Below are 26868 nucleotides of genomic sequence, written 5' to 3'. Positions count from 1 at the left end.
GGGTCTGTCAAACGAACGGTGTAACTCGGGTTGTTGAGGGTTACTTGCGGTTTGCGGTCAGGCGTCCTTCGAAGGCCATCTCGAAGGCGTTCAGGGCGGGTTTCCAGCGCATGGTCCATCGTCGGCGGCCCTGCCCAGTCGGGTCCAGGCTCATCACCGCGAGGTAGACGCACTTGAGTGCGGCGCCCTCGTTCGGGAAGTGGCCGCGGGCTCGGACGGCTCGGCGGATCCGGGCGTTGACGGACTCGATGGCGTTGGTGGAGCAGATGACGGTGCGGATCTCGGCGTCGAAGGCCAGGAACGGGACGAACTCGGCCCACGCCTGTTCCCACAGTCGGATGATGGCCGGATACTTCGTGCCCCACGCCTGCGTGAACTCGGCGAAGCGTTCTCGGGCGGCGGCCTCGGTCGACGCCGTGTAGACAGGCTTCAACGCCTTGGCGATGGCGTCCCAGTGCTGCCGGCCGGCGTAGCGGAACGACGCCCGCAGCAGGTGGATGACGCAGGTCTGCACGACCGCTTCGGGCCAGGTCTGCCCGATCGCGTCCGGCAAGCCCTTGCGTCCGTCGCAGACCACCATGCACGCGTCCGCGACACCCCGGTTCTTCAGCTCGGTCAGCACGCCGAGCCAGAACTTCGCGCCCTCACCGCCGTCACCGGCCCACAGCCCGAGGATGTCCCGGTTGCCGTCGACCGTGACGGCCAGGGCCACATAGATCGGCCTGTTCGCGACCTTCCCGTCGCGGATCTTCACGTGCACCGCGTCGAGGAAGATCACCGGGTAGACCGAGTCCAGGGGCCGGTTCTGCCACTCGGTCATCCCGTCGACGACCCTGTCGGTGATCGTGGAGATCGTCTGCCGGGACACGTCCGCGCCATACACCTCGGACAGGTGGGCCTGAATCTCCCCGGTGGTCAATCCCTTGGCCGACAACGAGATCACCATGTCCTCGACCCCAGAGAGCCGGCGTTGACGCTTGCGCACGATCGGCGGCTCGAAGCTGCCGTCGCGGTCACGGGGCACCGCGATCTGCACCGGGCCGACCTCGGTCAGCACCGTCTTGCCCCGCACCCCGTTGCGGGAATTCTGACCGTTGTTCCCGGCCGGGTCGCCCTTCTCGTAGCCCAGGTGGTCAGTGATCTCACCGTCCAGAGCGGCCTCCAGGACCCGCTTGGTCAGCTGCTGCAGCAGCCCGCCCTCGCCGGTGAACTGCAGACCCGCCGCCCGGGCCTGCTCCACCACCTGAGCGACGAACTGATCGTCGACCCCGTCTCCCACCGGCCCCGCCGGCCCACGCTTCCCCACCTGGCCAGTATCGACCTCGGTGATCACGACATCCATCATCAGGTGCTGCTCCTTGATCAGGAGTTACACCGTTCGTTTTACAGTCCCCGTCACGATCCGCTCCGGCACGATGCCGGAGGGAAACCGGCAGCTTGGCAGCCGACCTGACCAGCGGCGGCGACGTCCGCAGCGCCTGACCCCACGTGGTGCACAGCCCGGGGCCGGCGGTGGACGTGAGTCTGCCGCCGGCCCCGGGGTGGTGTTGTTATCGGACGAGGCTGTGGAACTGTCCCGCGGCGACATCGTCGGCGACGGTGCCGGGTGTCTGGTCGACGTAGGTGGGGGTGGTACGGGCGGGAACGGAGTTGTTCTCGCCGAGTTGGCCGTAGTTGTTCAAACCCCAGGCGAGGACCTGGCCGCCCGTGGTGACCGCGAGGCTGTGCGACTGGCCGCCGGCGATGCCGACCAGTTCCACGCCTGCGGGCAGATGGACCGACACGGGGACGTTGAGTCCGGCGGCGTTGGTGGTGCCGTTACCGAGTTGGCCGACGGAGTTCGCGCCCCAGGCCAGGGCGCGGCCGGTGGTGGTGATGGCGAGGCTGTGTGACAGGCCGGCGTCGATGTCCCGCAGGAGGGTGCCCGACGGCAGACTCACCGCGACCGGCACCGACGAGTTGGTGTTGGTGCCGTTGCCGAGTTGGCCGTAGTTGTTGTAGCCCCAGGCGTAGGCGGCGCCGGTGGAGGTCACGACCAGGGTGTGGAACGCGCCCACGGCGATGCTCGTCGCCGTCGCCCCGCTGGGCAGGCTGATCTTCACCGGGCTGGTCTGTCGGGTGGTGGTGCCGTTGCCGATCTGCCCGTAGGTGTTGTCACCCCACGTGTACACCTCGCCGGTGGAGGTGAGCGCCGCGCTGTGGAAGTTGTGCGAGGCGATCTGGGTGACCGTGCCCGTCAACGAGCCGGGGAACGTGACCGGGGTCGGCGTGAGGACGGTGGCGGGTGTGGTCGAGCCGATACCCAACTGGCCGACATTGTTGCCACCCCACGCGTAGACCTTCCCGGCGTCGGTCAACGCCAGAGTGTGCCGCTGGCCCGCGGTGACCTTCACGGCGTTGGTGCCCGAGGGCATCAACGACTGCACCGGGGCGCTACGTGAGGTCAGGGTGGCGTCGCCCAGTTGCCCGTAGGTGTTGTCACCCCACGCCCACACCTCGCCCACGTTGGTCACCGCCACGCTGTGCAGGTAACCACCCTCCATGTCGATCATGTCCATGTTCCCCGGCAACGCCACCGACACCGGCACGAAACTGTTGTCGTGACTGTAGTTACCCAACTGACCAGAACCATTCGCCCCGAACGCCAAATCCAGCGAGGTCCTGACCAGCGCGACGCTGAAGTCGCTGCCGGCGGCGACAGCGGTGGCTTCGGAGCCCTCCGGCAACGGCACCCGCACCGCGCTGGCCCGGTCGATGGTCGTACCGTCACCCAACTGTCCGCTGTTGTTGCGCCCCCAGGCGTAGGCCTGCCGGTTCGCGGTGACCGCGAGGTTGTGGAAGCTACCTACGGAGATGTCGACGAACACGATCCCCTTCGGCAGGGCCGCCACCCGCACCGGCTTGGTGGAGGTCCCGACAACGCCGTTGGCCCAGTTGTAGTTTCCCCAGCCCCACACCTGCCCGTCGGCGGTCAGGCCGAGGCTGGACGCCAGGTTGGACGAGATGGCCGTGAACGTGATCCCGGCCGGCACCACCGCCAGCACCGGGACGTTGCTGTTGCCCTTGGTGCCGTTGCCGAGTTCCCCGAAGGTGTTTTGTCCGGTGCCGTACACCTGCCCGGTCGTCGTCAACACCAGGGTGGTACCAAATCGGGTGGCGACCTCAGCCGCCTGGACACCGGAGGGCAGCGCCATCAGGACCGGCAGAGCCGCGTTGACGTTGTCACCGGTGCCCAACTGGCCGGAACCGTTGCTGCCCCACCCATAGACCTGCCCGGTGGAAGTGACCGCTAGTGCCGTGGCCACGAATGTTCGCGGTGTTGGGTGACACGCCGTCTGGCCTGTCGGCTGGGCGGGGTCGTGGCGGTCAGGCTGTGGCGGTGGCAGAACCCGTTCGCGTTCGGCGGCTCAGTGACCAGGAGGGTCAGCAGCTGCTGAGGATCACTCGTAGAGGTACCGGCTCGCCGATCCGCCTTCGGCGGGCGATGGTCGTGCTCGCCTCGGCCGGCGGGAACACGGTGCAGGCGATCGCCCGTCTCGTGCAGGCCGACGAGGACACGATCCGGCAGGTCATCCACCGGTTCAACGAGATGGGGATGGCCAGCCTGGACCCTCAGTGGGCGGGTGGCCGTCCCCGCCAGATCAGTCCCGATGACGAGGCGTTCATCGTCGAGACGGCCAACACCCGCCCCGAGAAGCTGGGGCGGCCCTTCACCCGGTGGAGTGTCCGCAAACTCGCCGAGCACCTGGGCTCGCATGCCGTTCGGCGGGTCCGGGTGGGGCGGGAGAGGTTGCGGCAGATCCTGCACCGGCATCGGATCACGTTCCAGCGGACGAAGACGTGGAAGGAGTCCACCGACCCCGACCGGGACGTCAAGCTCGCCCGGATCGAGCAGGTGAGCAGCCACTTCCCGCAGCGGGTGTTTGCCTTCGACGAGTTCGGGCCCCTGGTCATCCGCCCGCAGGCCGGCACCGGCTGGGCGCCCGCGGGCCATCCGCACCGGCTACCGGCGAACTACCACAAGCTGCACGGCGTGCGGCAGTTCCACGGCTGCTACTCCGTCGGTGACGACCAACTCTGGGGCGTCGTGCGGCGTCGCAAGAGCGCCGCGAACAGCCTCGCCGCCTTGAAGTCGATCCGCGCCGCCCGCCCGGACGGGGCACCGATCTACGTGATCCTGGACAACCTGTCCGCGCACAAAGGCCGCAAGATCCGCAGATGGGCGGCCCGGAACAAGGTCGAGCTCTGCTTCACCCCGACCTACGCCTCCTGGGCCAACCCGATCGAGGCCCAGTTCGGACCGCTACGCACCTTCGTCATCGCCGGCTCGAACCACCCGAACCACCCGACGCTGACCCGGAAACTGCACGCCTACCTGCGCTGGCGCAACGCCAACGCCCGCCACCCCGACGTCCTGGCCGCCCAACGCCGCGAACGCGCCCGCGTCCGCAGCGAACGCCAACGACGCTGGGGCCAACCCACCACCCGCGCAGCCTGACCCCAACACCGTCAACGTTCGTGGTCACGGCACTAGGCCATGGTTACCGCCAGCGCCGATGGCGGTGGCGGTCGTGCCCGACGGCAGCTCCACCCGCCCGGGGGTCGCGTTCGTGGTCGTGTCCGAGCGGCCCAGGCCGGCGGGATTGCCCCAGGAGTAGACGTCCCCGGTCGAGGTCAACGCCAGGCTCTCGCCCCAGCCCGCGGCGATGGCGGTGACCGTCACGCCGGCCGGCATGCTCACCAGCACCGGCCTGTCCCGGTTGGTGGTGGTGCCGTCACCCACCTGACCGTCATTGTTCCAGCCCCAGGCGTACACCTTGCCCGTCGAGGTGAGAGCGAGGACCTGGCCGTACCCGGCCGCCACGTCGGTGACCAGCGTGCCCGGCGGGAGCGACAACGAGACCGTCCCCGGCGTGAGGCCGGAGCCGTCACGGCCCAACTGCCCGAGGGAGTTGCCTCCCCAGGTGTAGACCTGGCCGCCGGCGACGGCTGCTGCGGCCGGCGTCGCTGCCACCACCCCGCCCAGCATCACCAGCACGGCGGCCACCGCCGCCGCAGCCCCCCGGGTGGCACACCACCGTCGCCACAGTCCTCGTCGACGGAGATGCCACCACGAACTCACAGCGGCACGGGCGGCGCCGATTTCGACCACCGACCGCGCGGATCGGAATTGCGGCGTGCAGGCTTTGAACATGAAGCATGCTCCTTTACGCGAGGACTGGCCGACGACGCCCGACCTGGCTACTCCCGAGGCTCGGATGGTGAAACAACCGGTAAGTCGGAACAGTTTTCACCTAAGGCATCGATCTCCATTTACGCCCACTATACGATCGATTCCCCAGATCGATTTTTTTCTGTCTGATCGCGGACAAACGGTGACGTACCGTAGCCGCCCATCCCCACCGGTCAGGTTCAGCCCGTCACCCGCGAGCCGTGACCACACCACCGGCCCGGTAGCCGACTCCTGCTCCGGACCGATCCCCGTCGCCATCCGGACCTCTTCCCTTGATCGTTCGATGCGGCCATCCACGCGGTCCCGATCGGTGACGCTACGTGCAGGCAGGAATCGGACGGCCTGCACGGCGGGCCGAACAGGTGACCACCGCTCAGCATTGCGCCACGACACCGGCGATATTCGACCAACATTGACATGCCCTCGAAAAGCGAGGCACGCTCACAGATCTTCCTCGCCCCGGGAGTCATTCCTGAACAGCCGCGTCGAGTGATTCCCCGGATGACTCGAAAGAGCGAGAACCTCTCAATGCCACCAACGCCAGATGTACGGCCGCACGAACCTCGACCTCCTGCGCGGCCGTGTCCTCGCCACCTCGTGATCCGCCGCAAAGATCAATTACGCCACGTGCGTCAGAGCCGGTGGGGCCCGGCGGCTCGCGTTGACGTTGGCGCGAGCGCGTACAGGCAGCCCGGGACTTCAGATTCGGACCGGCGATGGTCTGGCCAGCCCGCCATACACCGAAAGGTTCGGGACAGTTGGGCAGTGCGGCCGCGTCCACCAGCGCCGATCGGTCGCACACCGCCGGACCGCCACCTTGAACAGTCCACTCACTACACAGCACGTCCCTTGACATCGGAGCGATCTCCGTAGAACGTTATTCATGCGTGCATGCATAAGCGATCCTGGTCCGATGATGCTGTAGGAGGCAGTTCGATGCCATACCCCCAGGCTGCGACCGCGCCCGACGCTGAGAGGCGTGATCGCCGCCGGATCTCCGAGCCGGTCAGGCTCGGTTTGATCGGCTGCGGGCAGTGGGGGGCCAACGTCGCGGCGGCAGCTGAACGAAGTGCCGGAGCCGTGCTCTCGGCTGTGTCGGACGTCAATCCGGAGGCTGCGACGAGGCTTGCCGCTCGTCTGACGTCCGCGCCCCAGGTCGTATCGCCAGCGGACCTGCTGGGTGATCGTCAGTTCGACGCGGTGCTGATTGCGACGGACGCCGCGAGTCACTTCGAACTTGCTATGGCGGCGATCTCCCAGGGCAAGCACGTATTCGTCGAGAAGCCGCTGGCCCTGTCAACGACGGACTCGGTCGCCTTGGCCGAGGCCGCGGCGACAGCCGGTCTCACTCTCATGGTGGGCCACACGTTCCTGTACTCCGAGCACGTCATCGACGTTGAGCGTGTTCTTCGGGAGGGCCAGGTCGGCGAGCTGCGGTACGTCAGCCTGCAGCGCCTGGCATACGGAAGGTTCCGCGAGGACGCCAACGTCATCTGGAACCTCGGACCGCATGACGTGTCGATCCTGACCCACTGGGCCGGAGGTCCGCCGACGGCGGTGCGCTGCGTGGAGTACATGTTCACCCGGCCCACCATCTCCGATCTGGCGTTCCTCACACTCGACTTCGGCGACTTCCTCGGCCACGTGCACCTCAGCTGCATCGACCCCGAGAAGGTCAGGCGGGCCACGGTCGCAGGCACTGCGGGAGGCATCGTCTACGACGATGTGGGCGGAGCTGTCCGGTTGTACGTCAACGGCAGCGAGGTGCTGCCGCGAACGCTGTCGGCAGCCAGTCCTCGTCCTCCGCTTGACCTGGAACTGAGCCACTTCGCGGACTGCGTTCGCACCGGTGCGCGCCCACGCACTGACGGCACCCACGGCGCGATCGTGGTGGCTGTGCTGGAAGCCGCCACAGCTTCGGCCGCACTCGGCGGCGACTGGATCGACCTCACGATGACCCTGGGGCAGGTGTCGTCGGCCACCCGTCCCGGCCCTCGGCCCCATCGACCCGCATCAGGTCCCTCACTCGTCCCCTCGCAAAGGACGGCCTTCGCATGACCGACTTGCTGATCTCCGACAGGGTGAACACCCGCCAGATCGACGCTGATCTCGTCGAGGCGCTCCGTGAGGCCTTCGGCGGCGTTCCTGCAGTGGTCGGGGCGATGCTCTTGGGCTCACGTTCACGGGGCATTGCCCACGCCAAGAGCAACATCGACGTTCAACTCATCCTCGATCGCCTCGACGCTGGCACCGCCGTAGACATTGCGAAGGTCCGCGAGGAGTCGGCAGCGCAGCTCGGCACTCCAATCAGCGTCAACGTGCACACCCTGGCCGATGCGCAGCCTTCGCTGGGACGGTACGAGCTGTTCCAGCACAAGAACCGCGCGGAGCTGTTCATCTACCAGGCCAAGTACACCAGCGTGAATCTGTTCGGACGGAACATCTTCGCCGAGTTCACCGACCCGCCACCGTCGCGTGCCCGTCGCGAGGCTATCCGGACCCTGGCCTCCTTCTCCTACTTCCTGCGCAAGTTCCTGTTCGACGTCTCGATGGCGCCCCACGGCGCGGCCGAGTTCGTGCGGACGCCGCTCATCAGCCTGGAGTACATCGCTGTGTTCTACGGCTACCTCAGCATGGGCTACCGCGATGGTCTGGATCATCTGACCGCGACCGGGCGGCTGACCGCAGAGGAGATCGCGTTCCTGGAGGAGTGCGCCACCCGCAAGGTCACTTCGCAGTACGAGGAGGTGGGCGCGGCTTTCGCGTTGCGTGGGGCGACCTTTCTGGACGCCGTCCATGGCCGCATGCTCGATGACTTCCGCCGCCGGGGCGTCAACGACGTGCGATGGAACGGGCAGGACAACGCGGTCCGCTGGGACATCGCGCTGCCACAGGCGGCGGCGATGAGCATCCTGTGGGCTGGGCACAAGGCACTGCTCCTGCAGCGACATCCCGACGACTACCTCTACCCGGGCCAGTGGACCATCCCGGGCGGCTACCTCCAGGCCGGCGAGGACCCTCCCGACGGAGCAGCCCGTGAGGTGTGGGAGGAGACCGGCGCCTACCTCGCCGTCAGCCGCCTGTTCGACGGCCAGCCCGTCGTGAGCGGCCGACTGGCCGCGTTCTCGTTCGAGGTCGAGTTGCCTGACAGCGTCGCACCCCGCCTGACCGAGCATTCGAACCACCGGTTCGTCGATGCGAGCGAGGTGCTGTCGATGGACCTCACCCCTGAGGCCCGCCTGATCTTCGAGCGTCACCTCAGCCAGTCGCACACCAACTGAAACCGGCCAACGCAAGAATGAGGATGCTGCGGTATGGATGCCACTGAATACGATCATCTCGCCGTCGAGACGACGATCCGGGCGCTCTGGGAGGAGCACGACATCTACCGGTTCGACCGCTCGGCGGTCGGTCCGGTGTTCAGTATCGACACGCCTCCTCCCTACGTGTCGGCGTCCCATTTGCACGTCGGCCATGCCATGAGCTACTCGCAGCCCGACTTCGTGGTTCGTTATCGAAGGATGCAAGGCGACCGGATCTTCTATCCGATGGGTTTCGACGACAACGGTCTCCCCACGGAGCGCTACGTCGAGAAGACCTACGGGGTCCGGGCCGTCGACATGCCGCGGTCGGAGTTCGTGGCCCTGTGCCTGACCGAAACCCGCAAGACGGCGGCCCGGTACGAGGATCTGTGGCGTCGGGTGGGTCTGTCGGTCGACTGGGATCTGCTCTACTCGACCATCGACAAGCGGTGCCAGCTCACCGCGCAGACCAGCTTCATCAAGCTTCACGAGGCGGGCCATCTGCGCCGGGTGGAAGACCCGATCATCTGGTGCACCGAGTGCCGGACGGCCCTGGCGCAAGCCGACGTCGAGGACCTCGACCGCAATGGGAAGATGCACGACATCGCCTTCCCGGCGGCGGACGGTCGGCCGCTGGTCATCGCAACGACCCGCCCCGAGCTGCTGCCCGCCTGCGTGGCACTGCACTTCCATCCGGCAGACGAGCGGTACGGGGACCTGCTCGACACCCAGGCGACCGTGCCGCTGTTCGGCTATCAGGTCCCGATCAGGGCCGACGAGTCGGTGGATCCCGCCTTCGGCACGGGGCTGATGATGGTCTGCACCTTTGGCGACGGCGAGGACGTCCTGAAGTGGCGACGCGACGGGCTCGACCTGCGGCTCGTCGTCACTCCCGACGGCCGGCTGTCAGAGCTCGCCGGGCAGTTCGCGGGTCTGCAGCTGCCCCAGGCACGAGCGGCGATCGTGGCCCAGCTCGCAGAGATCGGCGCGTTGACCAGAAGCCGCCCGCTTAAGCAGAACGTCGGGGTGCACGAGCGGTGCCTGACGCCGGTGGAGTACCAGATCCGGGCGCAGTGGTTCATCCGCGTGCGCGATCACCAGGACACGTTCCTGGCCCGCGCCAAGGAGATGACCTGGATACCTACCCACATGCAGCGCCGCCTCGAAGACTGGATCGAGGGCCTGAAGTGGGACTGGAACATCAGCCGCCAGCGGCACTACGGAGTGCCGTTCCCCGTCTGGTTCTGCGACGACTGCGGTCACGCGGTCACCGCCGACCTGAGCGCGCTGCCCGTCGACCCCCTCGCCGACACGCCGCCGGTGGATGCCTGTCCTGCCTGCTCCGGTTGCCTCAGCCCGGACCCCGACGTCATGGACACGTGGATGACCTCCTCCCTGTCGCCGCAGATCAACGACAACTGGGCGGTCAACGGGCTGAACAGCGACCCGCAACTGGCTCCCATGAGTCTGCGCGTGCAGGCGTTCGAGATCATCAGAACCTGGCTGTTCTACACCATCGTGCAATCGCAGTACCACTTCGACCGGCTGCCCTGGCGGACCGTGATGATCTCCGGCTGGGGGCTGAACGAGCAGGGCAAGAAGATCGCCAAGCGGGACCTCGACCGGTCCACCACGTCGGACGGTTTCAACCGCTACGTCCCCGATCACGTCATCGAGCGGTACGGCGCCGATGCGCTGCGCATCTGGGCTACCAAGGCCCGGATCGGCACCGACCTGCGCTACAACGAGAAGGACGTCAGGACCGGCCGCAAGTTCGCCGTGAAGATCTGGAACGTCGCCCGGCTGATGACCATGTATGGGTTCGACTCACACGCCGCCCCCGATCCCGCCGCACTGTGCACCGACGTGGACCGGTGGATGCTGTCGTACCTGGCGTCCGCCATCGACGAGACCACCGCGGCGATGGACGAGTACGACTTCATGCAGGGGTACCAGGCCGCCTCACGCTTCTTCTGGTCCGTCCTCTGCGACCGCTACATCGAGATGGTCAAGGAGCGATTCCTCAACCCTGGCAATCACACCGACGCCGAGCGGGACAGCGCCCGTGCGGCGCTCGGCATCGGCTTCCGCGCCGTCCTCGGCATGTTCGCGCCCTTCGCCCCGTTCGTCACGGACTACCTTTACCAGCAGATGTTCCGGCCCCACGAGAACACCGTCAGCCTCCACCTCACCTCCTGGCCGGCCCCGCATCCGCAGTGGCGGACCGACCGCAAGCTCATCGACGACATGTCCACGATCCTCGACCGGATCCGCGTCCTGCGCAGCGGCCTCAATCTCGGCAGCAACACCCGCATCGCGACAGTCGTGCTGCACGGCGTCACCGACGACGGCCACCGAACCGCCCGAGCCCTCGCCGAACCGCTGCGTGTGGCTGCCCGCGCCGACGAAGCGGTCTTCAGCGACGCGGACACCGACAGCGGCGTCGACGGCATCAAGGTCGCCATCATCGCCTGACGTATCGCCCGGCTGGCCCGCCACCTGGTTCAGGGCAGCCAGCCGGGCCCGGACCTCGGAACCGTACGCATCAGCTACGGAGGCAGCGCCATGCCCACACGAGTACGCAGCTTCGCGCCCGGACCGTCCATTCTCCCCGACGACGTGCTGACCGAGTACCAGGCAGGCATCGAACACTACGCCGACACCGGGCTCGGCATCCTCGAACTGGGCCACCGCAGCGGACAGTTCGAGCAGCTCTACAACACGACGGTCGAGCGTCTACGCGCGCTCATCGGCGTCCCGGACGGGTACGAGCTGCTGCTGCTACCCGGCGGCGCGCGCTTCCAGTTCACGATGGTGCCCGCCAACCACCTCGGCCCGGACGACGTCGCGGACTACCTGGTCACGGGACACTTCGGGGCGGCGGCAGCAGCTGAGGCCGCGTTCTACGGCTACGTCAACACCGCGGCATCCACGCAGGCAGACGGCTACCTGCGTCTGCCTGCGCCAGCCGAGACGTCGTTCACGCCGACCGCCACGTACGTGCATTACACGTCGAACAACACCGAGATGGGTACGCAGTTCAAGCAGCCGCCCGGTATACCGGCGAGCGCCTGGCTTGCCTGCGACGCGTCCAGCGACCTCCTCACCCGCCCGTTCGATATCGCCCGGCACGGCCTGGTCTACGCGACCTCCCACAAGAACCTCGGCACCGCCGGCCTCGCGCTCGTCGTGATCCGGACCGACCTTCTCGAACCGGTGCGTCAGCTCCCGCCCTTCCTCAGCTACCTCACGCACGCGCGGGCAGGATCGCGGTTCAACACTCCGCCGATCAGCGCGATCTTCGTGCTGAACCTCGTGGCCGGGTGGACCATGCGGCAGGGCGGCGTCAAGGCGATGGGCACCCTCAGCGCCACGAAGTCCGAGATGCTCTACCACGCGATCGACGACAGCGACTTCTATGCGGGTCTCGCCGACCGCGACAGCCGGTCGAAGGTCAACGTCACCTTCGCGCTGCCGACTGCAGAGTTGGAGGACGAGTTCCAGGCGGACGCCGCGCAACAGGGACTCGTCGGACTGTGGGGATACCGCAAGGTCGGACACCTGCGTGCTTCGCTGTTCAACGCGATCTCGCTGGATGCGGTCGGCCAGCTCGTCGAATTCATGGCGCACTTTGCCCGCGCCAACCGGCGGCGGCTACCCCGCCACGTGTCGAGCCGCAGAGCACGGGGACCCCGATGATCGCGTGGGAGGATCGCAAGACGAGCACCGTTCTGTTGGCGCCGCCGTCACCGCCCGGCGCGCCACACCTCGGCGGAATCTACACATGGACGCTACTCGACGCGGCTCGCCGGACTGCCCAACACTTCGGCGGTGCTGCGCACCTGCCTCAGTCATGGAACATGTCGAGCCGCCGCCTCGAACCGACGTTCGGCGACGATCCGGAGGGGTTCGCACGCCATTGCCAACGTGCTGTCGACAATGCCGTCTTCACGTTCGCAGGCTTCGGCATCGTGGTGTCGCCCCACGCCGCACTACGGGACGACGACGCGTCCGTACGGGCACATGTTCAGGCCATCGTCACCGAACTGGCCAACCGCGACGTCGTCCGCTACCTGGCCGCTGAGGAGAAGTGGTGCCTCAGTTGCCGAATCGCCCTCCCACCGAGCGCCGCTACCGAACACTGCTTCACCTGCGAGAACCCACTGCGTCTACGCACTACCCGGGACTGGTTCTTGCCCGTCGACCTTGACGAGGTGTTCCGTCGTGCGGCCACCGTCGAATGGGTGCCCGGCTTCGGCATCCGCCGTCTGTGCAGCCTCATCGACGTCCATCCGTTGATCCGAGTCGGTCACCCTCAGCGGAATCTCGGCGTCCCTTCCCCGCTGCACGACGGCGAGATCCTCGATCCGCGGCTGGTCGCGGCCCTCGGGCCAAGCCTGCTGCGCCGTTTCGGCCTGAACGGCCCGATCGTGGCCGCGGCCGGATTCGACATCCAACGCAAGTGGCTGTTGACTCTGCTGGCCGCCAACCAGCCCGGCGCGTTGCCCACCATGATCGTCCAGCACGGCACTCTGTTGGACACGGCGGGGCGCAAACTCTCCCGCTACACGGGTGCCTCGCTCGCCGACGCGCCGGCTGACGTCGAGCCGTGCCTTGTCCGCGCCGCGCTGCTGTCCTCACCGCTCGGCAAGGACTTCCGCGCTGTCGCGCTGCCCACCGTGGGTGCGTCGCGGCTGCGCGAGAAGGTGTTGAACAGTCTGCGGTACATCGGTCTACAGCAACCCCGCACCGGTGGCATCGACCTGGACGCCGCATGCGACGAGTGGTTCGACGAGGTCGAATCGCACCTGAGGAACTTCGACATGTCCCGTGCCTACGCAGGCTTCCAGCGCGCAATCCTCTCCGTATCCAGCACGCTCATCCCGATGATCCGACGGCAGGGCATAGCCTCCTTCGCCGCGACCTACCGCCGTATCGTCTCGCTGCACGGCATCTTCTACGGCGACGACCCACGACTACCCGAGACGCCCGCCGGTCTCAAACCGCTCGATGCGGACGGGCGGGACGCAGCTCAGGTGAGAGCGCCCGACCGCGACCCTTCGTGATCGTTTGCCTGATTCGACTGCCGTCTTCTCGGCCAGGTGAGACCCGCGGCCACGACCAACACCACCGCAGCGCCGACGAAGGTCGCGTCCAGCCCGGCCGACTTGGCTACCGCGCCGCCGACAAGCGCGCCGAGTCCCGCCCCGCCCAGGCCCAGAATCCGAAACGCCGCGACCACCCGGCCGATCAGGTCGTCCGGCGATAGTGCCTGTCGCGCTGAGCCGACAGCAACCGAGGCCAGACTTGCCGCCGCGCCGTAGACGACGAACAGCACGGCTATCACCCAAACGTTGCCTGCCAACATCGCCACCAGCCACACCCCCGCTTGGACAGCCATGGCGGCGGCCTGCACCTTGCGATACGCGAAACCCCCGATCACGCGACGCGCATTGGCCGCAGCGATGATCCCACCCACCGCCATCGCAGCCAGCAGCGCCCCGTAGGCCGCGTTCGGAAGGTGAAGAGTGCGTTGGGCATAGAGCACGAACGTCCCCATGACCATGAAGTAGCCGAAGTTGAACACGCCCATCGCGACCGCGAGGACACGAAGATCCGGTGTCCTGAACAGGTGGCGCATGCCTTCGCGAATCGACGCCCACAAGGGTTGGCGGGCCGGCTGCTCAGACCGCACATCGGGCAGCATTCGCACCAGTACCGCCGAAACCAGAAACGAGACCGCGTCGACGGCGAACGGCACGGACCGGCCGACTGAGAACGTCAACGAGCCGAGAGGCGGGCCCACCAGCGACCTTCCCGTGGTGTCCAGAGCCCAGTACCGGCCGTTGACCTTGCTCAGGTCATCCCCGTCCCTGCCAATGATCATCGGGATCACGGCCTGCGACGCGGCGTCGAAGAAGCACTGGGCGACACCCACCGCAAAGACGACCGTGATCAGCAGCGGAATGCTCGCCCAGCCGAGCACCAGCGCGGCGGCCAACAGCCCGATCAGCGCCGCGCGGACGAGGTCGGCGATCACGAGCACTCGACGGCGTGGCCACCTGTCCGCGAGCGCTCCAGCCGGCAGCCCAAGGGCGAGCCACGGCAGATAGAAGGCCGCGCTCACGGCGGAGATCGCCAGTGGATCGGCCGTCAGGGTCGAAGCGAGCAACGGCGCGGCGGCGATGAACGCTCCGTCACCTGCGACGGAAACAGCCACCGCAGCCAACAGAGGACGGATCTGACGCCGCCGGTCGGCCACAGCCGCCGACCGGCCCGATGGCACTGACCGGGTGCTCTCAGGCTGTGACGAGACCGAACTCACCGTTGCCCACGCCGCGCAAGAACGCCGCCCACTCGTGTCGTGCGAAGACCAGGACAGGACTGTCGTCAGACAGTTTCGAGTCCCGCACCCCCACCTCCTCATCGACGAACGCGGCCTCCACGCAGCCCGTGTCGCCGCTCACGCCGCTCTTTCGCCACGTCGCGCCTGCGAACCGCACTGATGTCATCAGCTGCCTCCCACCTCGGGAACGATGGCGTCGAAGCGCTCGACCTCAACGTCGAGAGCATTGAGGTATTCAACGGCATGATTGCTGTGCAGTGCAATGGACTTCAGCCCCGTGAACGCCTTTTCGAACCGTGCGACGGCAGCTTCCTCGCTGAAGTAGCAGTCACCCCCGGGTGACTCGATCCATACCGTACGAGGGCTGAGGCCGGAACGGAAGTCGAAGATGGTGAACCCCTGGGCTGCTACGACGGGGTGCTGAACGCCGATCGGAACCACACCGAGCTCGATGTTGGGGTGGTCCACCAAGCCTGTCAGATGCTGGATCTGACCTCTGGACACCTCGACCGGGAACGCGCGGAACAGCAGGGCCCGAGCGTCCACCACGACCAGGAAGCGAGGCGCCTCAGGCCCTTCCAGCATCTGCTGTCGCGCCATTCGCACATCGGCGATGTATTCCGGGCTTCCCGCCCCGACCGCGACCGCCATCGCGTGGGCATAGGCGCGGGTCTGCAACAGGCCCGGCACTACGACCGGCTGGTACTGCCTGATCTCCCGCGTCGTCGACTCCAGCGCGGCGACTGCCCCCTGCCGCCGGCCCCAGCCGCCGGCGCTCGTGATCCAGGACCCCTCGCCGTTCTCCTCCGCAGTCGCCGCCAGCAGCTCGGCACGGATGTCGGGATCGACCCCGTAAAGGCCGAGCAACCGGTCTATGTCGCGAACGGTGAACGTCGTCGTGCCAGTCTCGATCCGCGACACCTTCGACTGCGACCACTTGAGCGAATCGGCGACGCGTTCCCCGGACCATCCCAGAGTCTCGCGTACTCGACGCAGCTCAGCGCCCACTCGGTAGCGTTGAGGCGACCCGCGATTACCCATACGTCAGCGACTCCATGCGCACGTGCATAAGCTCCTCGGACAGTACAGCACCCGCAGCACCGAGAACCAGTACCGGCGCCGCCAAGATCGCGTGATCCTGGGCGACGTGAGCGCTCAGCCCTCACAGCCCTGCCCCAACTCCGCCAGCACGCATAGTCGTCCGGAAGGCCGGGCCCACGAACGTGTGGAACTGCTTGCCGGCGACCGATCACTTACGGACCCGGAACGAAGCCCGTCTGACAAGGTGCTGGCCAAGCTTCGCCGTGAGCTGCAAGCGCTCGCTCAGGGGCACCTCGGAGGACTTGGCGCTGTTGAAGTCATCGCCCCCGTACCGCGGGATGATGTGCCAGTGGAGATGGAAGATGTCCTGAGCGGGAGGTCCCAGGTTGAGCCGTACCGTGGTCCCGCTGGCGCCGAACGCGGCCCTCACCGCCTGCGTCGTTGCCTGAAGAGCGGCCAGCATGAGGGCCGCATTCTCGGGCGGCACGTCGGCGATGCCGCCGAGGTGACCTGCCGGGACGAGGAGCATGTGACCCCGGTTGTTCGGCCGCTGGTGCAGGGCCGGAAAGACGACGAACTCGTTGTTGACGGCTAGACAGACCCCAGGATCGGTAACGCCAGCCGTCACCGAACAGAACACGCACGATAGATTCACGATCGCGATCGCCTCCCGGAGCGAAGTTCCGCACCATTCTTCCCGATGAGCTGACATGGGCAGCGGGTGGATGCGCGTGTCTTGGTGCCCGACAGGTCAGGCACACCGGCCAGCCTTCGCTTGAGCCATACTCCGCCAACCTGCGGTCCACAGCTGCCACTTCGAGCATGGCCGCCGGTAGAGAGTTGTACCTGGCGGTCAGCGCGGACATCGTGGTCGGCGCAGTGGCCGTCGGCACAGCGCCGGACTACGTGCCACCCGCGGCGGAACCTGAACTCTACGTTCGGCTACTGGTGACCGATCGAGCCTGTGCCGGGCGCGGGACCGGCCGCCGGCTGCTCGAACACGCTCGTACGGTCGCTGCGACCGCTGGCGTGGACCTCGTACGAGTCGACTGCTACGCAGGCCCGGACCGGGCGCTGATCCGCTACTACGAGAACGAGGGTTTCACCGCGACCGAGGCATTCGACGTTGACAGGCCGTCCGGATCATGGCCAGGCCAGGTTCTACAACAACGCCTGAGTCAGACCTAGGGTCAGCGCGTCGCTGATGCCGAGGGTACGGGCGGCGGTCAAAATGTGGGTCAACCCGGCAGCGCGGCTGAGGCCCAGACGAGACGCTCGGCCGCGTCGGCAATGACCTGCATGTTGACGCCGGGCCAGCGCCGGGTCCGTCGTCACTGAAGCGCCTTCAGCCGGCTGTGCTCCGGTCGGCCAGGTCGGCGATCGGTACCCCCGTCAGAGCGGATCCGACCCGGCCGATGCCGCAACGAGCGCCGCCCGGGTTCCGGTGTCGGCGGGGACCAGGATCCGCAGCCGGAGCCACGGTGCGTGGGCGGGACGGGTCTGGGTGGACAGGAAGGCCAGGGGGCCGAGGGTCGGGTGTGGGATGAGCTTGCGAGTGGGCTCCAGGACCTGCACGTCGTGGTCGGACCACCAGCCGCGGAACACGGGGTTGGTCCTGGTGAGCTCCTCGACCAGGGTCACGAAGGCAGGGTCGCCCGAGTGGCGGTCAAACTCGCTGCGGAAGTCCAGCATGTTCGCGCGGGCGTTGTGGTGCCACGCGGGTGGAGTGGTGGGCCAGGTGACCGGGTCGAAGAGCCACAGCAGCAGATTGCGGCGGCTTGAGACCGGGGCGACCAGGCTGGCCATGATCAGCTCGGCGGCGCGGTTGTGGGCGACCACGTCGAAGCGGGGATCCAGGGCAAAGGCGATGTGCGGCAGCAGGGCGTCGATCAACGCGGTGGTGTCGGCGTCGACCGGGGCGTCGCCGGGAGGTGGTGGGGGCAGGCCGGCGAGGTGGAAGAGGTGGTCACGCTCCGAGGCAGTGAGGGCGAGGGCACGGCTGAGAGCGAGGAGCACCTGCCCGGACGGAGTGACGGCACGGCTCTGCTCCAGCCACGTGTACCAGGACAAACCCACACCCGAGAGGTGCGCGACCTCCTCCCGGCGCAGGCCCGGGGTTCGGCGACGGCCGGGACCCGGATCCAGGCCGACATCGGCGGGGAGCAGCGCCGCGCGGCGCGTGCGCAGGAAGTCCGCGAGGGCCGCACGGCGCGCCTTCGACGTCGGCGAGGAGGGTGTTGGTGTGGGTCCCACGATGAACCATCCTCTCCCGGCAGCGGCCCCGGCGGCGAATCCTGGGCGAGTGACCGATAACAGCTTTCTCCTGCTGCACGGCGGTGCCGGGCCGCATACGATGATGCCCTTCGGGGAGCTACTGCGGACCACGGTTCCCGATGCGCGGGTGATGGTGCCGACGCACCCGGGGTTCGCGGGCACGTCCCCGCAGGCCGGCCTGGACAGCATCGCCGCGCTCGCCCGACACTACGACGCGCTGCTCGATCAGGAACACCTCCATGACGTCACGGTGATCGGGAACTCGATCGGTGGATGGGCCGCAGCCGAAATGGCGGCGCTGCCCGGCCCGCGAGTCGCCCGGCTGGTACTGGTCAACGCCGTCGGCCTCGACGTGCCCGAGCAACCGCTCAGTGACGTGTCCGGGCTGACCCCGCCGCACCTTGCCGCACTGTCCTTCCACGACCCGGCCCGCATCCCGCAGGATCCGGATCGTCCAGGGCCCGATCTGGTGGCGCTGCGGATGTACACCGGGATGCGGATGACCGACCCGACCCTGCGCGATCGGCTCGCCGGCATCACCGTGCCGACCCACGTGGTCTGGGGGGCGTCCGATGGCATCGCACCGACCGGCTACGGCCGCGCCTACGCCGATGCCATCCCGGGCGCCCGGTTCACGCTGCTGCCGGACGCCGGTCACCTGCCGCAACTGGAAACCCCGCAACGACTCCTCACCGCCGTACTGGTCCGGTAGCCACGCTGGGCGACTGCCTCGTCGTCTACCACCAGGGCGCGGCCCGCGCCTGGCTCGACAGCGGCGGCAACCTCTGAGCGTGCGCCGGTCACTGGCCGCTCTCGCCTGCTGCGCCCTGGCGACCGCCGCGTACGCCCACAGCGGTCACCGGGATTGGTTCGGTGTCACCGCCCCGCTGCACCTCGATCCTGCCGGTACGCGGCTCGACAGGTGAACCAGACCCCGACGGCGAGAGTCACCAGCACGGCACTGACGATGACCGGGCCGTGCACGCCGAGGGCCTCGATGGCGAGACCGCCGGCGACGGGTCCGGCGACGGCACCGATGTTCAGCGCGACGGTCGCGAAGGAGCCACCCATCGTGGGTGCGTCGCGGACGGTGGCGATGATCCGGGCGATGAGCGTGCTGCCCAACGCGAAGGACAACGCACCCTGGGTCAGGGCGGCAAACCACAACGCCACAGGGTTGGCAACGGTGATCGCCAGCAGCACCCAGCCAGCCATGAGCAGCGGCCCGGTGACAGTGATCAACGGTCGCCAGTGCCGGTCACCGAACCGCCCGGCCACGTTGACACCGAAGAACGCGCCGATCCCGAAGACAGCGAGCAGCAGCGGTACGGTGCGGTCGGTGAGCCCGGCCGGCCCGGTGGCGATCGCCGCCAGGTAGGTGAAGGTGCAGAACGTGGCGGCGTTGACCAGCACGGCCAGCACGATGTTCCACTGCGCCGGACGTCGACGCAGACTCGCCAACTCGCGGCCTATGGTGTTCGCGGCTCTCGTTTCGGCGGTCTCCTGCGGGCGGGTCGGCGTGGCCGCCAGAACCGCGACGAGCGCAGGCAGGCACAGCAGCGCGATCGCCCACAAGGTGGCGCGCCAGCCCAGCACGTCGCCGACGAAGGCACCGGCTGGCACTCCGACGATCAGCGCGACGGTGGTGCCGCCGAGAATGGTTGTCAGCGCGCGCGTGTGCCGCTCGGCCGGCACGATTCGAGTCACGGTCGAGAGCGCGACGGCGAGGAACCCGGCATTCGCCAACGCGGCCCCGATCCGTGAGCCCAACAGGATGGCGAAGCTGTCGGTGACTGCGCCGAGGACGTGCGCGGCGATGAACAGGGTCAAGAAGCCGGCCAGGGTCCAGCGGGGTGAGAGCCGGCGGGCAGCGGCGGCCATCGCTGGCGCGCCGATGACCATTCCCAGGGCGAAGCCGGAGGTGAGAGACCCGGCTCGACCGAGCGGGACCTCCAGGTCGGTGGCGATGCCGGGGAGGATGCCGGCGAGGACGAACTCCGAGGTTCCCTGGGCGAAGACCGCGACGGCGAGCAGGTAGAGGAGGACCGGCATGAGTGTGCCTTCCGAAGCAGGAACGTGACGAGTGGCAGGCGTGTGGCACTGCCGGTGCTTCGGATGCGCAGGAACTCGCACGACGTCGCCACCGACCGGATCGGTGCGAATCGTCAGAGCTGGGACTGGGGCATCTGGGGCTACCGGGAGGCCGGCAGCCCTGACCTGTCCGCTTGGGGAGAGCTCACCTCGCGAGGCTACCCCGGTTTATCCAGACGAGGACCTCGCGGGGAGCTGGCGCGAGATCGCCGACGAGGTGGAACGCAGGCGTACACCCGTCGAGGCGTACGCGTTGTGCGCGCCCCACGGGACAGGCGTGCTCCGGATCGGCTTCGGCGCTCGACCCGACGTGGGAGGTGCCACGACCGACGGCCGCGTCGAGGTCGTGATCCGCGGCAACGACGCATACAAGCTCGCCGGCGAGCTTGCCGGGCTGGTCGAGTACCTGGAGGTGACCGGCCGCCGGAGGTGCGGGCATCTGGCCTCGATCGGCAACACGCTCGTCGAGCGGTACGGCCCGGAGCGGCGGGGAACCCTGACGGCAGAACGATGATCGAGGTGGCGTCCACGGTCGGGGCACCGCTGCCGCGAGACCTAATTTTGTAAAGCCATTGAACTAATGCGGTTGCTGGACGTAGGGTCGGGTCCCACCGAGCTACGGAGGCACCGCCATGGGTGGCGCGAGAACCCTCGTCGCCGGGGTCGATTCGTCGACCCAGTCGACCAAGGTCGTGGTCTGCGACGCCGAGACCGGCGAGGTCCTCCGCGCGGGCCGCGCCCCACACCCCGACGGCACCGAGGTCGATCCACGGTCGTGGTGGGCCGCGTACGAGCAGGCCAGCGCCGGCCTGCTCGACGGTGTGGCCGCGATCGGCGTCGCCGGACAGCAGCAGGGCATGGTCTGCCTCGACGACGCCGGCGAGGTGCTACGTCCCGCCATCCTCTGGAACGACACCCGCTCGGCCCGCGCCGCCGTCGACCTGACCGCCGAGTTCGGCGGACCCGAGGCGTGGGCCGACGCCGTCGGGCTGGTGCCGGTGGCCAGCTTCACCGTCACCAAGCTGCGCTGGTTCTCCCGCGCCGAGCCCGAACTCGCGGACCGCACCGCCACGGTGCTGCTGCCGCACGACTGGCTCACCCACCGGCTGCGCGCGGACGGCGGCGAGCCGACGACCGACCGCGGTGAGGCGTCCGGCACCGGCTACTGGTCACCGGCCGCCGGCGCGTACCGGCAGGACCTGGTGCGGCTCGCCTTCGGTCGGGACGTTGCACTCCCCCGGGTCGCCGGCCCGGCCGACGTGGTCGGCGAGACCGCCTCCGGCGCGCTGCTCTCGGCCGGCACCGGTGACACGATGGGCGGGGCGCTCGGCGTCGGCCTGCGGCCGGGTGACGTGGTGGTCTCACTGGGCACCTCGGGGTGCGTGTACGGCCTCAGTGACGTACCGACCGCCGACGCGAGCGGCCTGGTGGCCGGGTACGCCGACGCGACCGGCCGGTTCCTGCCGCTGGTGTGCACGCTCAACGCGGCCCGGGTGCTGGTCACGGTCGCCGACCTGCTCGGCCGGTCACTGGCCGAACTGGACGACCTGGCGCTCTCGGCACGACCCGGCGCGGGCGGGTTGACGCTGCTGCCGTACCTGGACGGGGAACGCACCCCCAATCTGCCCGACGCGCGCGGTCTGCTCGCCGGCCTGACGCGGGCGAACGCGTCGGCGGCGAACCTGGCGCGGGCCGCGGTGGAGGGCATGCTCGGCGGCATCGCCGACGCCCTGCACGCGCTCCGCGCCCAGGACGTCCCGGTCGACCGCGTGTTGCTCATCGGCGGCGCGGCCCGGTCCCGCGCGGTGCGGGCGGTCGCGCCGGCGTTGTTCGGCGCGCCGGTGAGCGTGCCGCGCCCCGTCGAGTACGTGGCGCTCGGCGCGGCGCGGCAGGCGGCCTGGGCGCTGTCCGGCGACGCCGAGCCGCCGCCGTGGCCGGTCGCGGCCGAGGAGATCACCGCCGCCGGCACCCCCGAGGTGTACGAACGCTACGTCGACGTCCGCCAGCAGGCGCTTCCGCTGCTGACCTGACAGCGGCAGGGGTGCCCGGCACCCGTCGTGCGCCGGGAGGGGCACCCGCCCACCGGCGGGTGCCCCTCCGTACGCGACTCGCCTGGGTGACTACCGGAAGGTGACGTCACTCCTGTTGACCTTGCAGTTGGCGTCGTTCCAGCCCTCACCGACATAGGTGGGTTCGCTGCCCTTGGGCACACCCCTGTACTTGCCGCAGATGGTGGCCGAGCCGATCACGACCACGCGGGTGATCGTCGCGGTGTCGTTCCAGTTGCTGTTGATGCCGGCGAGCATGTCGATGTCGTCGACCAGGACGTTGTCGATGCGCACCTGGCGGGTGTACGAGGTGGAGCAGTTGCCGCAGGCGCGGTACAGCTTGCCGGACCCCTTCAGGTAGAAGCCGGAGATGTTGACCGTGCCGTTGCCGTTGTGCTGGAAGGTCTTGTCGCTGCCGCTGCGCGCGCCGCCACCGATGACGTACGAGGTGCCGCCGTTGGTCTGCTTGAAAGTGGCGGCGTCCTCACCGATGTCGTTCCACCACACGTTGCGCAGAGTGCAGGTGCCTTCACAGTGCACGCCGTCGCCGGCGGGCGAGCCGAGAATGACGTTCTGCAACGTGCCACCGTTGGCGATGGAGAACATCGGATCCTGCGACTCACTCTGCCCACCGTCACCGATGCAGCAGTAGGTCTTCATCCCGCCGTCGAAGGTGCCGGAGACGTTGACCGTGCCGGAGATGCTGACCGAACCGGCCGACGACGGCCACGCGCCGGTAGGCGTACCCGGGTTGCTGGTCGGGCTGGCCGTCGGACCGCTGGTGGGGCCGGAGGTCGGACTGGTGGTCGGGGTCGACCCGCCGCCGGAGTACGTCTCGAACTCGGCGATCCGCGGGGTGCCGGACGCGCTGGTGATGACGAAGGAGATCTTCTTCAGCGACGTCGAGGAGAAGTTGACGGTGCTCGGGGCGCTGCTGCCGCTGGCCAGGACGGAGCCCGTGTCGTAGTTCTTGAGCTGCCAGCCGCTGATCGAGCCGCCGCCCGAGGCCTGCACGATGACGGCCGAGGACACCGTGGTGGCGCTGTCCCACTTGACCGAGACCGTGCCGGTCGAGCCGCTCGGCGACCAGTAGGTGCTGGCGTTGCCGTCGACGACGTTGCCGTAGCTGGTGCCGCTGGCCTTGCTGGAGCCGTCGGCGCCGGCGCCGAGACTGAGGTTCGCGGCGGCCGAGGCGCTGGGAATCTGCAGCGCCAGCGCGACGACGGCGCCTGCGACCACAGTGGCACCGCCGGTCAGCCACCGCGAGGCGACTTTGTGTCTCATCTGATGTCACCCTTTCGAGCGTGAGCACTTGGGACGGGAAAGCGCTTTCCAACAACAATAGAGACTGGTCGATGGCGAGGCAAGGGTCACACTGCCTTCGTCGACGTTGTCGTGGACACGCTGGTGAGGCGTGCCAGCGCTGCTGCAGGGCAGCACCATGGGCACAACGAACCCCGTCCGCAGGCACCGGTCAGATCGGTCGGCGGAGTTCGGTGGACCTGTCGAACACCTCTCGGTCGCCGAGCGGGCGGAGCGGTGCCACCTGCTCCGGCAGGCTGGCCGGCTGCTCCGACGCTGCCGGTCCACCTTGCCGACACCAGACTGTGACCGGCTTCGGCCGGTAGCGCACAGCCAGCGTCCCACTGGTCGTGGGGGTACGGCCCGATGCTTGGTCCCTGATCCGGGCGACGGCAGCCGGGGTGGCCATGACGGCGCCGGGCCGCGTAGGCGCGGGATGCGTTCGTCGTCGCTGAGTCGGCCCAGCGCCAGGACGTCGAGGGCGCGGTGGGCGTCCCGGTTGCCACACCACTCGGCTTTCGGATCTGGCCGACGACCGGGTGCTGTTGTTACAGGTGTCCGGTCTTGTCAGGTACGGACGCTCAGTCTTGTCGTTTGGAGCCGTATGCGGCCACCAACGACATAGCCTGAAGCCGCGGCTCGGTTCGATCCGCGGCCTGATCTTGCCGAGTTCCTCACCGCAGCAAGTCTCGGATGCGTGAATCACGGCCTCCCGCGCGCTGCCCGGCGGATGGCCTGACTGTCAGAGGCGGTCTCACGGAAGGGCAAGACCCATGGCGGATCGGTTGAAGGGCAAGGTCGCGGTGATCACGGGCGCGGCGAGCGGCATCGGTCGCGGCGGCGCTGAGCTCTTCGTCGCCGAGGGCGCGAAGGTCGTCGCCGCCGACATCAACGACGAACTGGGCGCGGCGCTCCAGAAGGAGTACGCAGGTTCGCTCGTCTACGTCCATGCCGACGTCACGAGCGAGGCCGACATCGCCGCCGCTGTCGACACGGCGGTGAGTAAGTTCGGAAAGCTCGACATCATGTTCAACAACGCGGGCGCGCAGGGAGATCCGTCTCCGCTGATCGAGATCGGCAGCGAGGGCTTCGACAAGACGATCGCGTTGCTGACGCGCTCGGTCGTGCTCGGCCACAAGTACGCGGCGCGGCAGTTCCAACGCCAGGGCACCGGCGGCTCGATCGTCTCGACGGCGAGCGCCGCCGGCCTGCAGGGCGGCTGGAGTGCCGCAGGTTACACGATCGCGAAACACGCGATCGTCGGGATCGTGCGGCAGGCCGTCGTCGAGTTCGCACCGCTCGGCATCCGGTCCAACGCCATCGCTCCCGGGATCATCCGCACGCCCATCATGGCGCGCAGCTTCGGCGTTCCCCCGGACCAGGCGGATGCGTTCAGCGACTTCCTTGAGGAAAAGCTGGGTGCCTCGCAGCCGATCGGGCGCCTGGGCTTGCCGTCCGACATTGCCGAGGCCGCCCTGTGGCTCGGCAGCGACGCGTCGTCCTTCGTCACGGGGATCGTACTGCCGGTTGACGGTGGCGCAACGGCAGCGTACGCGGGCGGCTTCGCCGCCGACGTGGTCGCGGCCGCAAACGAGTTCACCACCCGTTGACGACCCGGCGTCCCTGCCCGCAGTGACCCGCCAGCGCGGCACGGACGCCCGCAGGGTCCTTCACCTTCTGTCGGCACGCCCGCGCGTTGACGCCACCAGGGGAGCACCACGGTATCCGCATCTGCCGCCGACCGGGCGTCACAGAACGTGGCGAGGACGGCAGCGCCCAGCGCGTGGGTCGTGGCCGACGAGAGTGCACCCGGTCATCTGATGAGCGTCGACGACGACGCCCGGCGATGCGCTCCGGTCGTCCCCACTCCGGCCTACGTCGAAGGTTCGTTGGTCGAGCTTGGTCGCATACGTGCGGGGGTGAACTACCGTCCGCCCAGCTTGGACACGACTGGAGCGAGGACCCCGGCGACGCCTGCTCCGAACACGAAGTACGAGAAGCCGATCTCCTCACGTCGCCTCAGGATCTCCTCCGCCGCCGCAGCAGGATCACTCGGGATGAAGGCCAGCGAGTCCGCCGCGCGGATGGCGGCGGCATCTGTATCGGGACCTGCCATGAACGGAGCGACCGAGCCGCCGACCACCGGCACGTGCAACGCGAGTTCCACAGCGCGACGGTTGTCGAAGTCGCGCACCCGTTGCATCGATTCGGTGTGCGGCATGACGAAGGTCACCGTGTCGGCAAGCTCGGCCGCCAGCGCTTCCGCTTTCGGGCCACCCACCGCCATCGCCACCGGGGTGTGCAGGTCCGCGCCGTCCAGCTCTCGCAGGGCGGTGAGGATCTCACGCACCTGGCCCCATCGCTGGTTCACGGGCACCGTGGGCAAGCCCAGCTCGCGAAGCTGTTCCCCAATCCCCGGCCGGCCGGTGCCGATGCCCATCTCGAAACGACCGCCCGTGAGCACGGTCAGCGAATGAGCTTCCCACGCGGTGCTCCAAGCCGGCCGTACCGGGGAGGCATACACCCAGGTACCCACTCGTAGATCGGTGATCGTCGCCGCAACGGCCAGCGCAGGGCCTGGTGCCGGCTGCCATACCGCTGGGCACCGTAGCCGAGCCAGCGCGCACCACCCACACACATCGGTATTCGGATCTGCCGCTGCCCGGTCGGATTGGGCTGGCCCCGGATTCAGGCAGACGGAGATCGGTCAGGCGCGTTTCAGGCGCTCGGCGTGGTCGGCCTCTTCAGCGGTCACCGCGCTGGGTCCGCTGGACCGAAGCCGCCAGTGGGTGACCGCCCCGTCCGGGCCCAACAACTCCCCGCCGGACAGGATGCCGCGGATGCGCCGGCGCACCAGGTCCTCGGCCTCCGGCTCGGCGGCGAACAGTGTCCGGAGTTGGACCAGGTCGCCGACCCGCTCGGTCCGGGTGTGGTGTGCCGCCAGCGGGCATGGCGGTTGATGGTCCCAGTGACCGCAGAGGGCGACGGTTATGGCCGCACCCGGCGCCCGGATGTCGCCATCCGGCTCCAGCACGAGGACCGCCTCGTGCGCGAACGCTTGGCGCATGGAGGCCAGTATGCCGGATCGGGTTCTGCGGAAAGTGGCCGGACCCGGCGACAGTGGGTGGCCGGCCGGATAGAAGCGGCGCACCGAGCCCGAGCAAACGGCTGGATCTGAACCGTCGTCGGAGCGCGTCGGGACTCATCGCGGACCCGGTGTTGGTCCAGGCC

Annotated in this window: 23 protein-coding genes and 1 pseudogene; 11 read left to right on the top strand and 13 right to left on the bottom strand. The window is 68.4% G+C overall.

Translation table 11 applies throughout. The annotated features are described in order from the left end of the window. Positions 1–40: 40 nt before the first annotated feature. On the bottom strand, positions 41–1345 hold the full coding sequence (locus Q2K16_RS32970; RefSeq protein ID WP_489671837.1) for an IS256 family transposase: 1305 nt from the start codon (positions 1343–1345) through the stop codon (positions 41–43). A 205-nt stretch (positions 1346–1550) separates the two neighbouring features. Then, positions 1551–3305, bottom strand: coding sequence for an RCC1-like domain-containing protein (locus tag Q2K16_RS32965; protein WP_302742657.1), 1755 nt, complete (start codon positions 3303–3305; stop codon positions 1551–1553). Positions 3306–3379: 74 nt separating this feature from the next. Between Q2K16_RS32965 and Q2K16_RS32960 the strand changes: the two genes are divergently transcribed. Continuing rightward, positions 3380–4498, top strand: coding sequence for an IS630 family transposase (locus Q2K16_RS32960; RefSeq protein ID WP_302739705.1), 1119 nt, complete (start codon positions 3380–3382; stop codon positions 4496–4498). 24 nt (positions 4499–4522) lie between these two features. Here Q2K16_RS32960 and Q2K16_RS32955 read toward each other — a convergent pair whose 3' ends face one another. Then, positions 4523–5029: an RCC1 domain-containing protein gene (locus tag Q2K16_RS32955; protein WP_302746697.1), complete on the bottom strand. Its 507-nt coding sequence runs from the start codon at positions 5027–5029 to the stop codon at positions 4523–4525. Between the two features lie 1140 nt (positions 5030–6169). Between Q2K16_RS32955 and Q2K16_RS32950 the strand changes: the two genes are divergently transcribed. The 5 genes from Q2K16_RS32950 to Q2K16_RS32930 all read left to right on the top strand — a co-directional run bounded on the left by Q2K16_RS32950 (position 6170) and on the right by Q2K16_RS32930 (position 13601). Continuing rightward, positions 6170–7291 (top strand): Gfo/Idh/MocA family protein, encoded by a 1122-nt coding sequence (locus Q2K16_RS32950; RefSeq protein WP_302742656.1) that lies wholly within the window; start codon positions 6170–6172, stop codon positions 7289–7291. After that, positions 7288–8514 (top strand): NUDIX domain-containing protein, encoded by a 1227-nt coding sequence (locus Q2K16_RS32945; RefSeq protein ID WP_302742655.1) that lies wholly within the window; start codon positions 7288–7290, stop codon positions 8512–8514. Before Q2K16_RS32950 ends, Q2K16_RS32945 begins: the two co-directional genes overlap by 4 nt. Before the next feature lie 33 nt (positions 8515–8547). Further along, a complete protein-coding gene (locus Q2K16_RS32940) occupies positions 8548–11010 on the top strand; it encodes a valine--tRNA ligase (RefSeq protein ID WP_302742654.1) in 2463 nt (820 codons plus the stop codon). Between the two features lie 90 nt (positions 11011–11100). Further along, positions 11101–12234: a 3-phosphoserine/phosphohydroxythreonine transaminase gene (gene serC, locus Q2K16_RS32935; RefSeq protein WP_302742652.1), complete on the top strand. Its 1134-nt coding sequence runs from the start codon at positions 11101–11103 to the stop codon at positions 12232–12234. Further along, positions 12231–13601 (top strand): hypothetical protein, encoded by a 1371-nt coding sequence (locus tag Q2K16_RS32930; protein WP_302742650.1) that lies wholly within the window; start codon positions 12231–12233, stop codon positions 13599–13601. Before serC ends, Q2K16_RS32930 begins: the two co-directional genes overlap by 4 nt. Here the strand turns inward: Q2K16_RS32930 and Q2K16_RS32925 are convergent. The 4 genes from Q2K16_RS32925 to Q2K16_RS32910 all read right to left on the bottom strand — a co-directional run bounded on the left by Q2K16_RS32925 (position 13568) and on the right by Q2K16_RS32910 (position 16562). Next, positions 13568–14755 carry an MFS transporter gene (locus tag Q2K16_RS32925; protein WP_302742648.1) on the bottom strand — a complete coding sequence of 396 codons (1188 nt, stop codon included), beginning with the start codon at positions 14753–14755 and terminating at the stop codon, positions 13568–13570. The genes Q2K16_RS32930 and Q2K16_RS32925 overlap by 34 nt on opposite strands. 79 nt (positions 14756–14834) lie before the next feature. Continuing rightward, entirely contained in the window at positions 14835–15047 is a 213-nt protein-coding gene (locus Q2K16_RS32920; protein ID WP_302742646.1) for a DUF397 domain-containing protein, read from the bottom strand. Then, positions 15047–15889, bottom strand: a complete 843-nt coding sequence (locus tag Q2K16_RS32915; protein ID WP_302742644.1) for a helix-turn-helix domain-containing protein — start codon at positions 15887–15889, stop codon at positions 15047–15049. Before Q2K16_RS32915 ends, Q2K16_RS32920 begins: the two co-directional genes overlap by 1 nt. A gap of 241 nt (positions 15890–16130) precedes the next feature. After that, entirely contained in the window at positions 16131–16562 is a 432-nt protein-coding gene (locus Q2K16_RS32910; RefSeq protein WP_302742642.1) for an HIT family protein, read from the bottom strand. Between the two features lie 5 nt (positions 16563–16567). Between Q2K16_RS32910 and Q2K16_RS32905 the strand changes: the two genes are divergently transcribed. Beyond that, positions 16568–17110 (top strand): GNAT family N-acetyltransferase, encoded by a 543-nt coding sequence (locus Q2K16_RS32905; protein ID WP_489671950.1) that lies wholly within the window; start codon positions 16568–16570, stop codon positions 17108–17110. Here Q2K16_RS32905 and Q2K16_RS32900 read toward each other — a convergent pair. Both Q2K16_RS32900 and Q2K16_RS32895 read right to left on the bottom strand, forming a co-directional pair. Further along, a pseudogene (locus Q2K16_RS32900) lies at positions 17111–17232 on the bottom strand (IS5/IS1182 family transposase); the annotation flags it as partial. 82 nt (positions 17233–17314) lie between these two features. Then, positions 17315–18175 carry a helix-turn-helix transcriptional regulator gene (locus Q2K16_RS32895; RefSeq protein WP_302742641.1) on the bottom strand — a complete coding sequence of 287 codons (861 nt, stop codon included), beginning with the start codon at positions 18173–18175 and terminating at the stop codon, positions 17315–17317. Between Q2K16_RS32895 and Q2K16_RS32890 the strand changes: the two genes are divergently transcribed. Further along, on the top strand, positions 18165–18908 hold the full coding sequence (locus Q2K16_RS32890; RefSeq protein WP_302742639.1) for an alpha/beta fold hydrolase: 744 nt from the start codon (positions 18165–18167) through the stop codon (positions 18906–18908). The genes Q2K16_RS32895 and Q2K16_RS32890 overlap by 11 nt on opposite strands. Before the next feature lie 164 nt (positions 18909–19072). On the opposite strand, the gene Q2K16_RS32885 is transcribed toward Q2K16_RS32890, so the two are convergent. Continuing rightward, entirely contained in the window at positions 19073–20248 is a 1176-nt protein-coding gene (locus tag Q2K16_RS32885; RefSeq protein WP_302742637.1) for a Cmx/CmrA family chloramphenicol efflux MFS transporter, read from the bottom strand. Positions 20249–20564: 316 nt separating this feature from the next. Between Q2K16_RS32885 and Q2K16_RS32880 the strand changes: the two genes are divergently transcribed. Together Q2K16_RS32880 and xylB are read left to right on the top strand one after the other, a co-directional pair. Next, positions 20565–20801: a hypothetical protein gene (locus tag Q2K16_RS32880; RefSeq protein ID WP_302742635.1), complete on the top strand. Its 237-nt coding sequence runs from the start codon at positions 20565–20567 to the stop codon at positions 20799–20801. A 118-nt stretch (positions 20802–20919) separates the two neighbouring features. Next, positions 20920–22317 (top strand): xylulokinase, encoded by a 1398-nt coding sequence (gene xylB / locus Q2K16_RS32875; RefSeq protein WP_302742633.1) that lies wholly within the window; start codon positions 20920–20922, stop codon positions 22315–22317. A gap of 90 nt (positions 22318–22407) precedes the next feature. Here the strand turns inward: xylB and Q2K16_RS32870 are convergent, their stop codons facing one another. Beyond that, positions 22408–23619, bottom strand: a complete 1212-nt coding sequence (locus tag Q2K16_RS32870) for a pectate lyase (protein ID WP_302742631.1) — start codon at positions 23617–23619, stop codon at positions 22408–22410. 791 nt (positions 23620–24410) lie between these two features. On the opposite strand from Q2K16_RS32870, the gene Q2K16_RS32865 reads away from it, so the two are divergent. Then, positions 24411–25247 (top strand): SDR family NAD(P)-dependent oxidoreductase, encoded by an 837-nt coding sequence (locus Q2K16_RS32865; RefSeq protein WP_302742630.1) that lies wholly within the window; start codon positions 24411–24413, stop codon positions 25245–25247. A gap of 314 nt (positions 25248–25561) precedes the next feature. Here the strand turns inward: Q2K16_RS32865 and Q2K16_RS32860 are convergent, their stop codons facing one another. Both Q2K16_RS32860 and Q2K16_RS32855 read right to left on the bottom strand, forming a co-directional pair. Beyond that, positions 25562–26275, bottom strand: coding sequence for an LLM class flavin-dependent oxidoreductase (locus tag Q2K16_RS32860; protein ID WP_302742629.1), 714 nt, complete (start codon positions 26273–26275; stop codon positions 25562–25564). Between the two features lie 69 nt (positions 26276–26344). Further along, entirely contained in the window at positions 26345–26704 is a 360-nt protein-coding gene (locus Q2K16_RS32855; protein ID WP_302742627.1) for a hypothetical protein, read from the bottom strand. Between the last annotated feature and the right edge of the window lie 164 nt (positions 26705–26868).

It is taken from the genome of Micromonospora cynarisoli (assembly GCF_030518815.1).
GTDB lineage: Bacteria > Actinomycetota > Actinomycetes > Mycobacteriales > Micromonosporaceae > Micromonospora > Micromonospora wenchangensis.
Note: the sequence above shows the minus strand (reverse complement) of the source record. Positions and strands in the feature narration are given on the sequence as shown.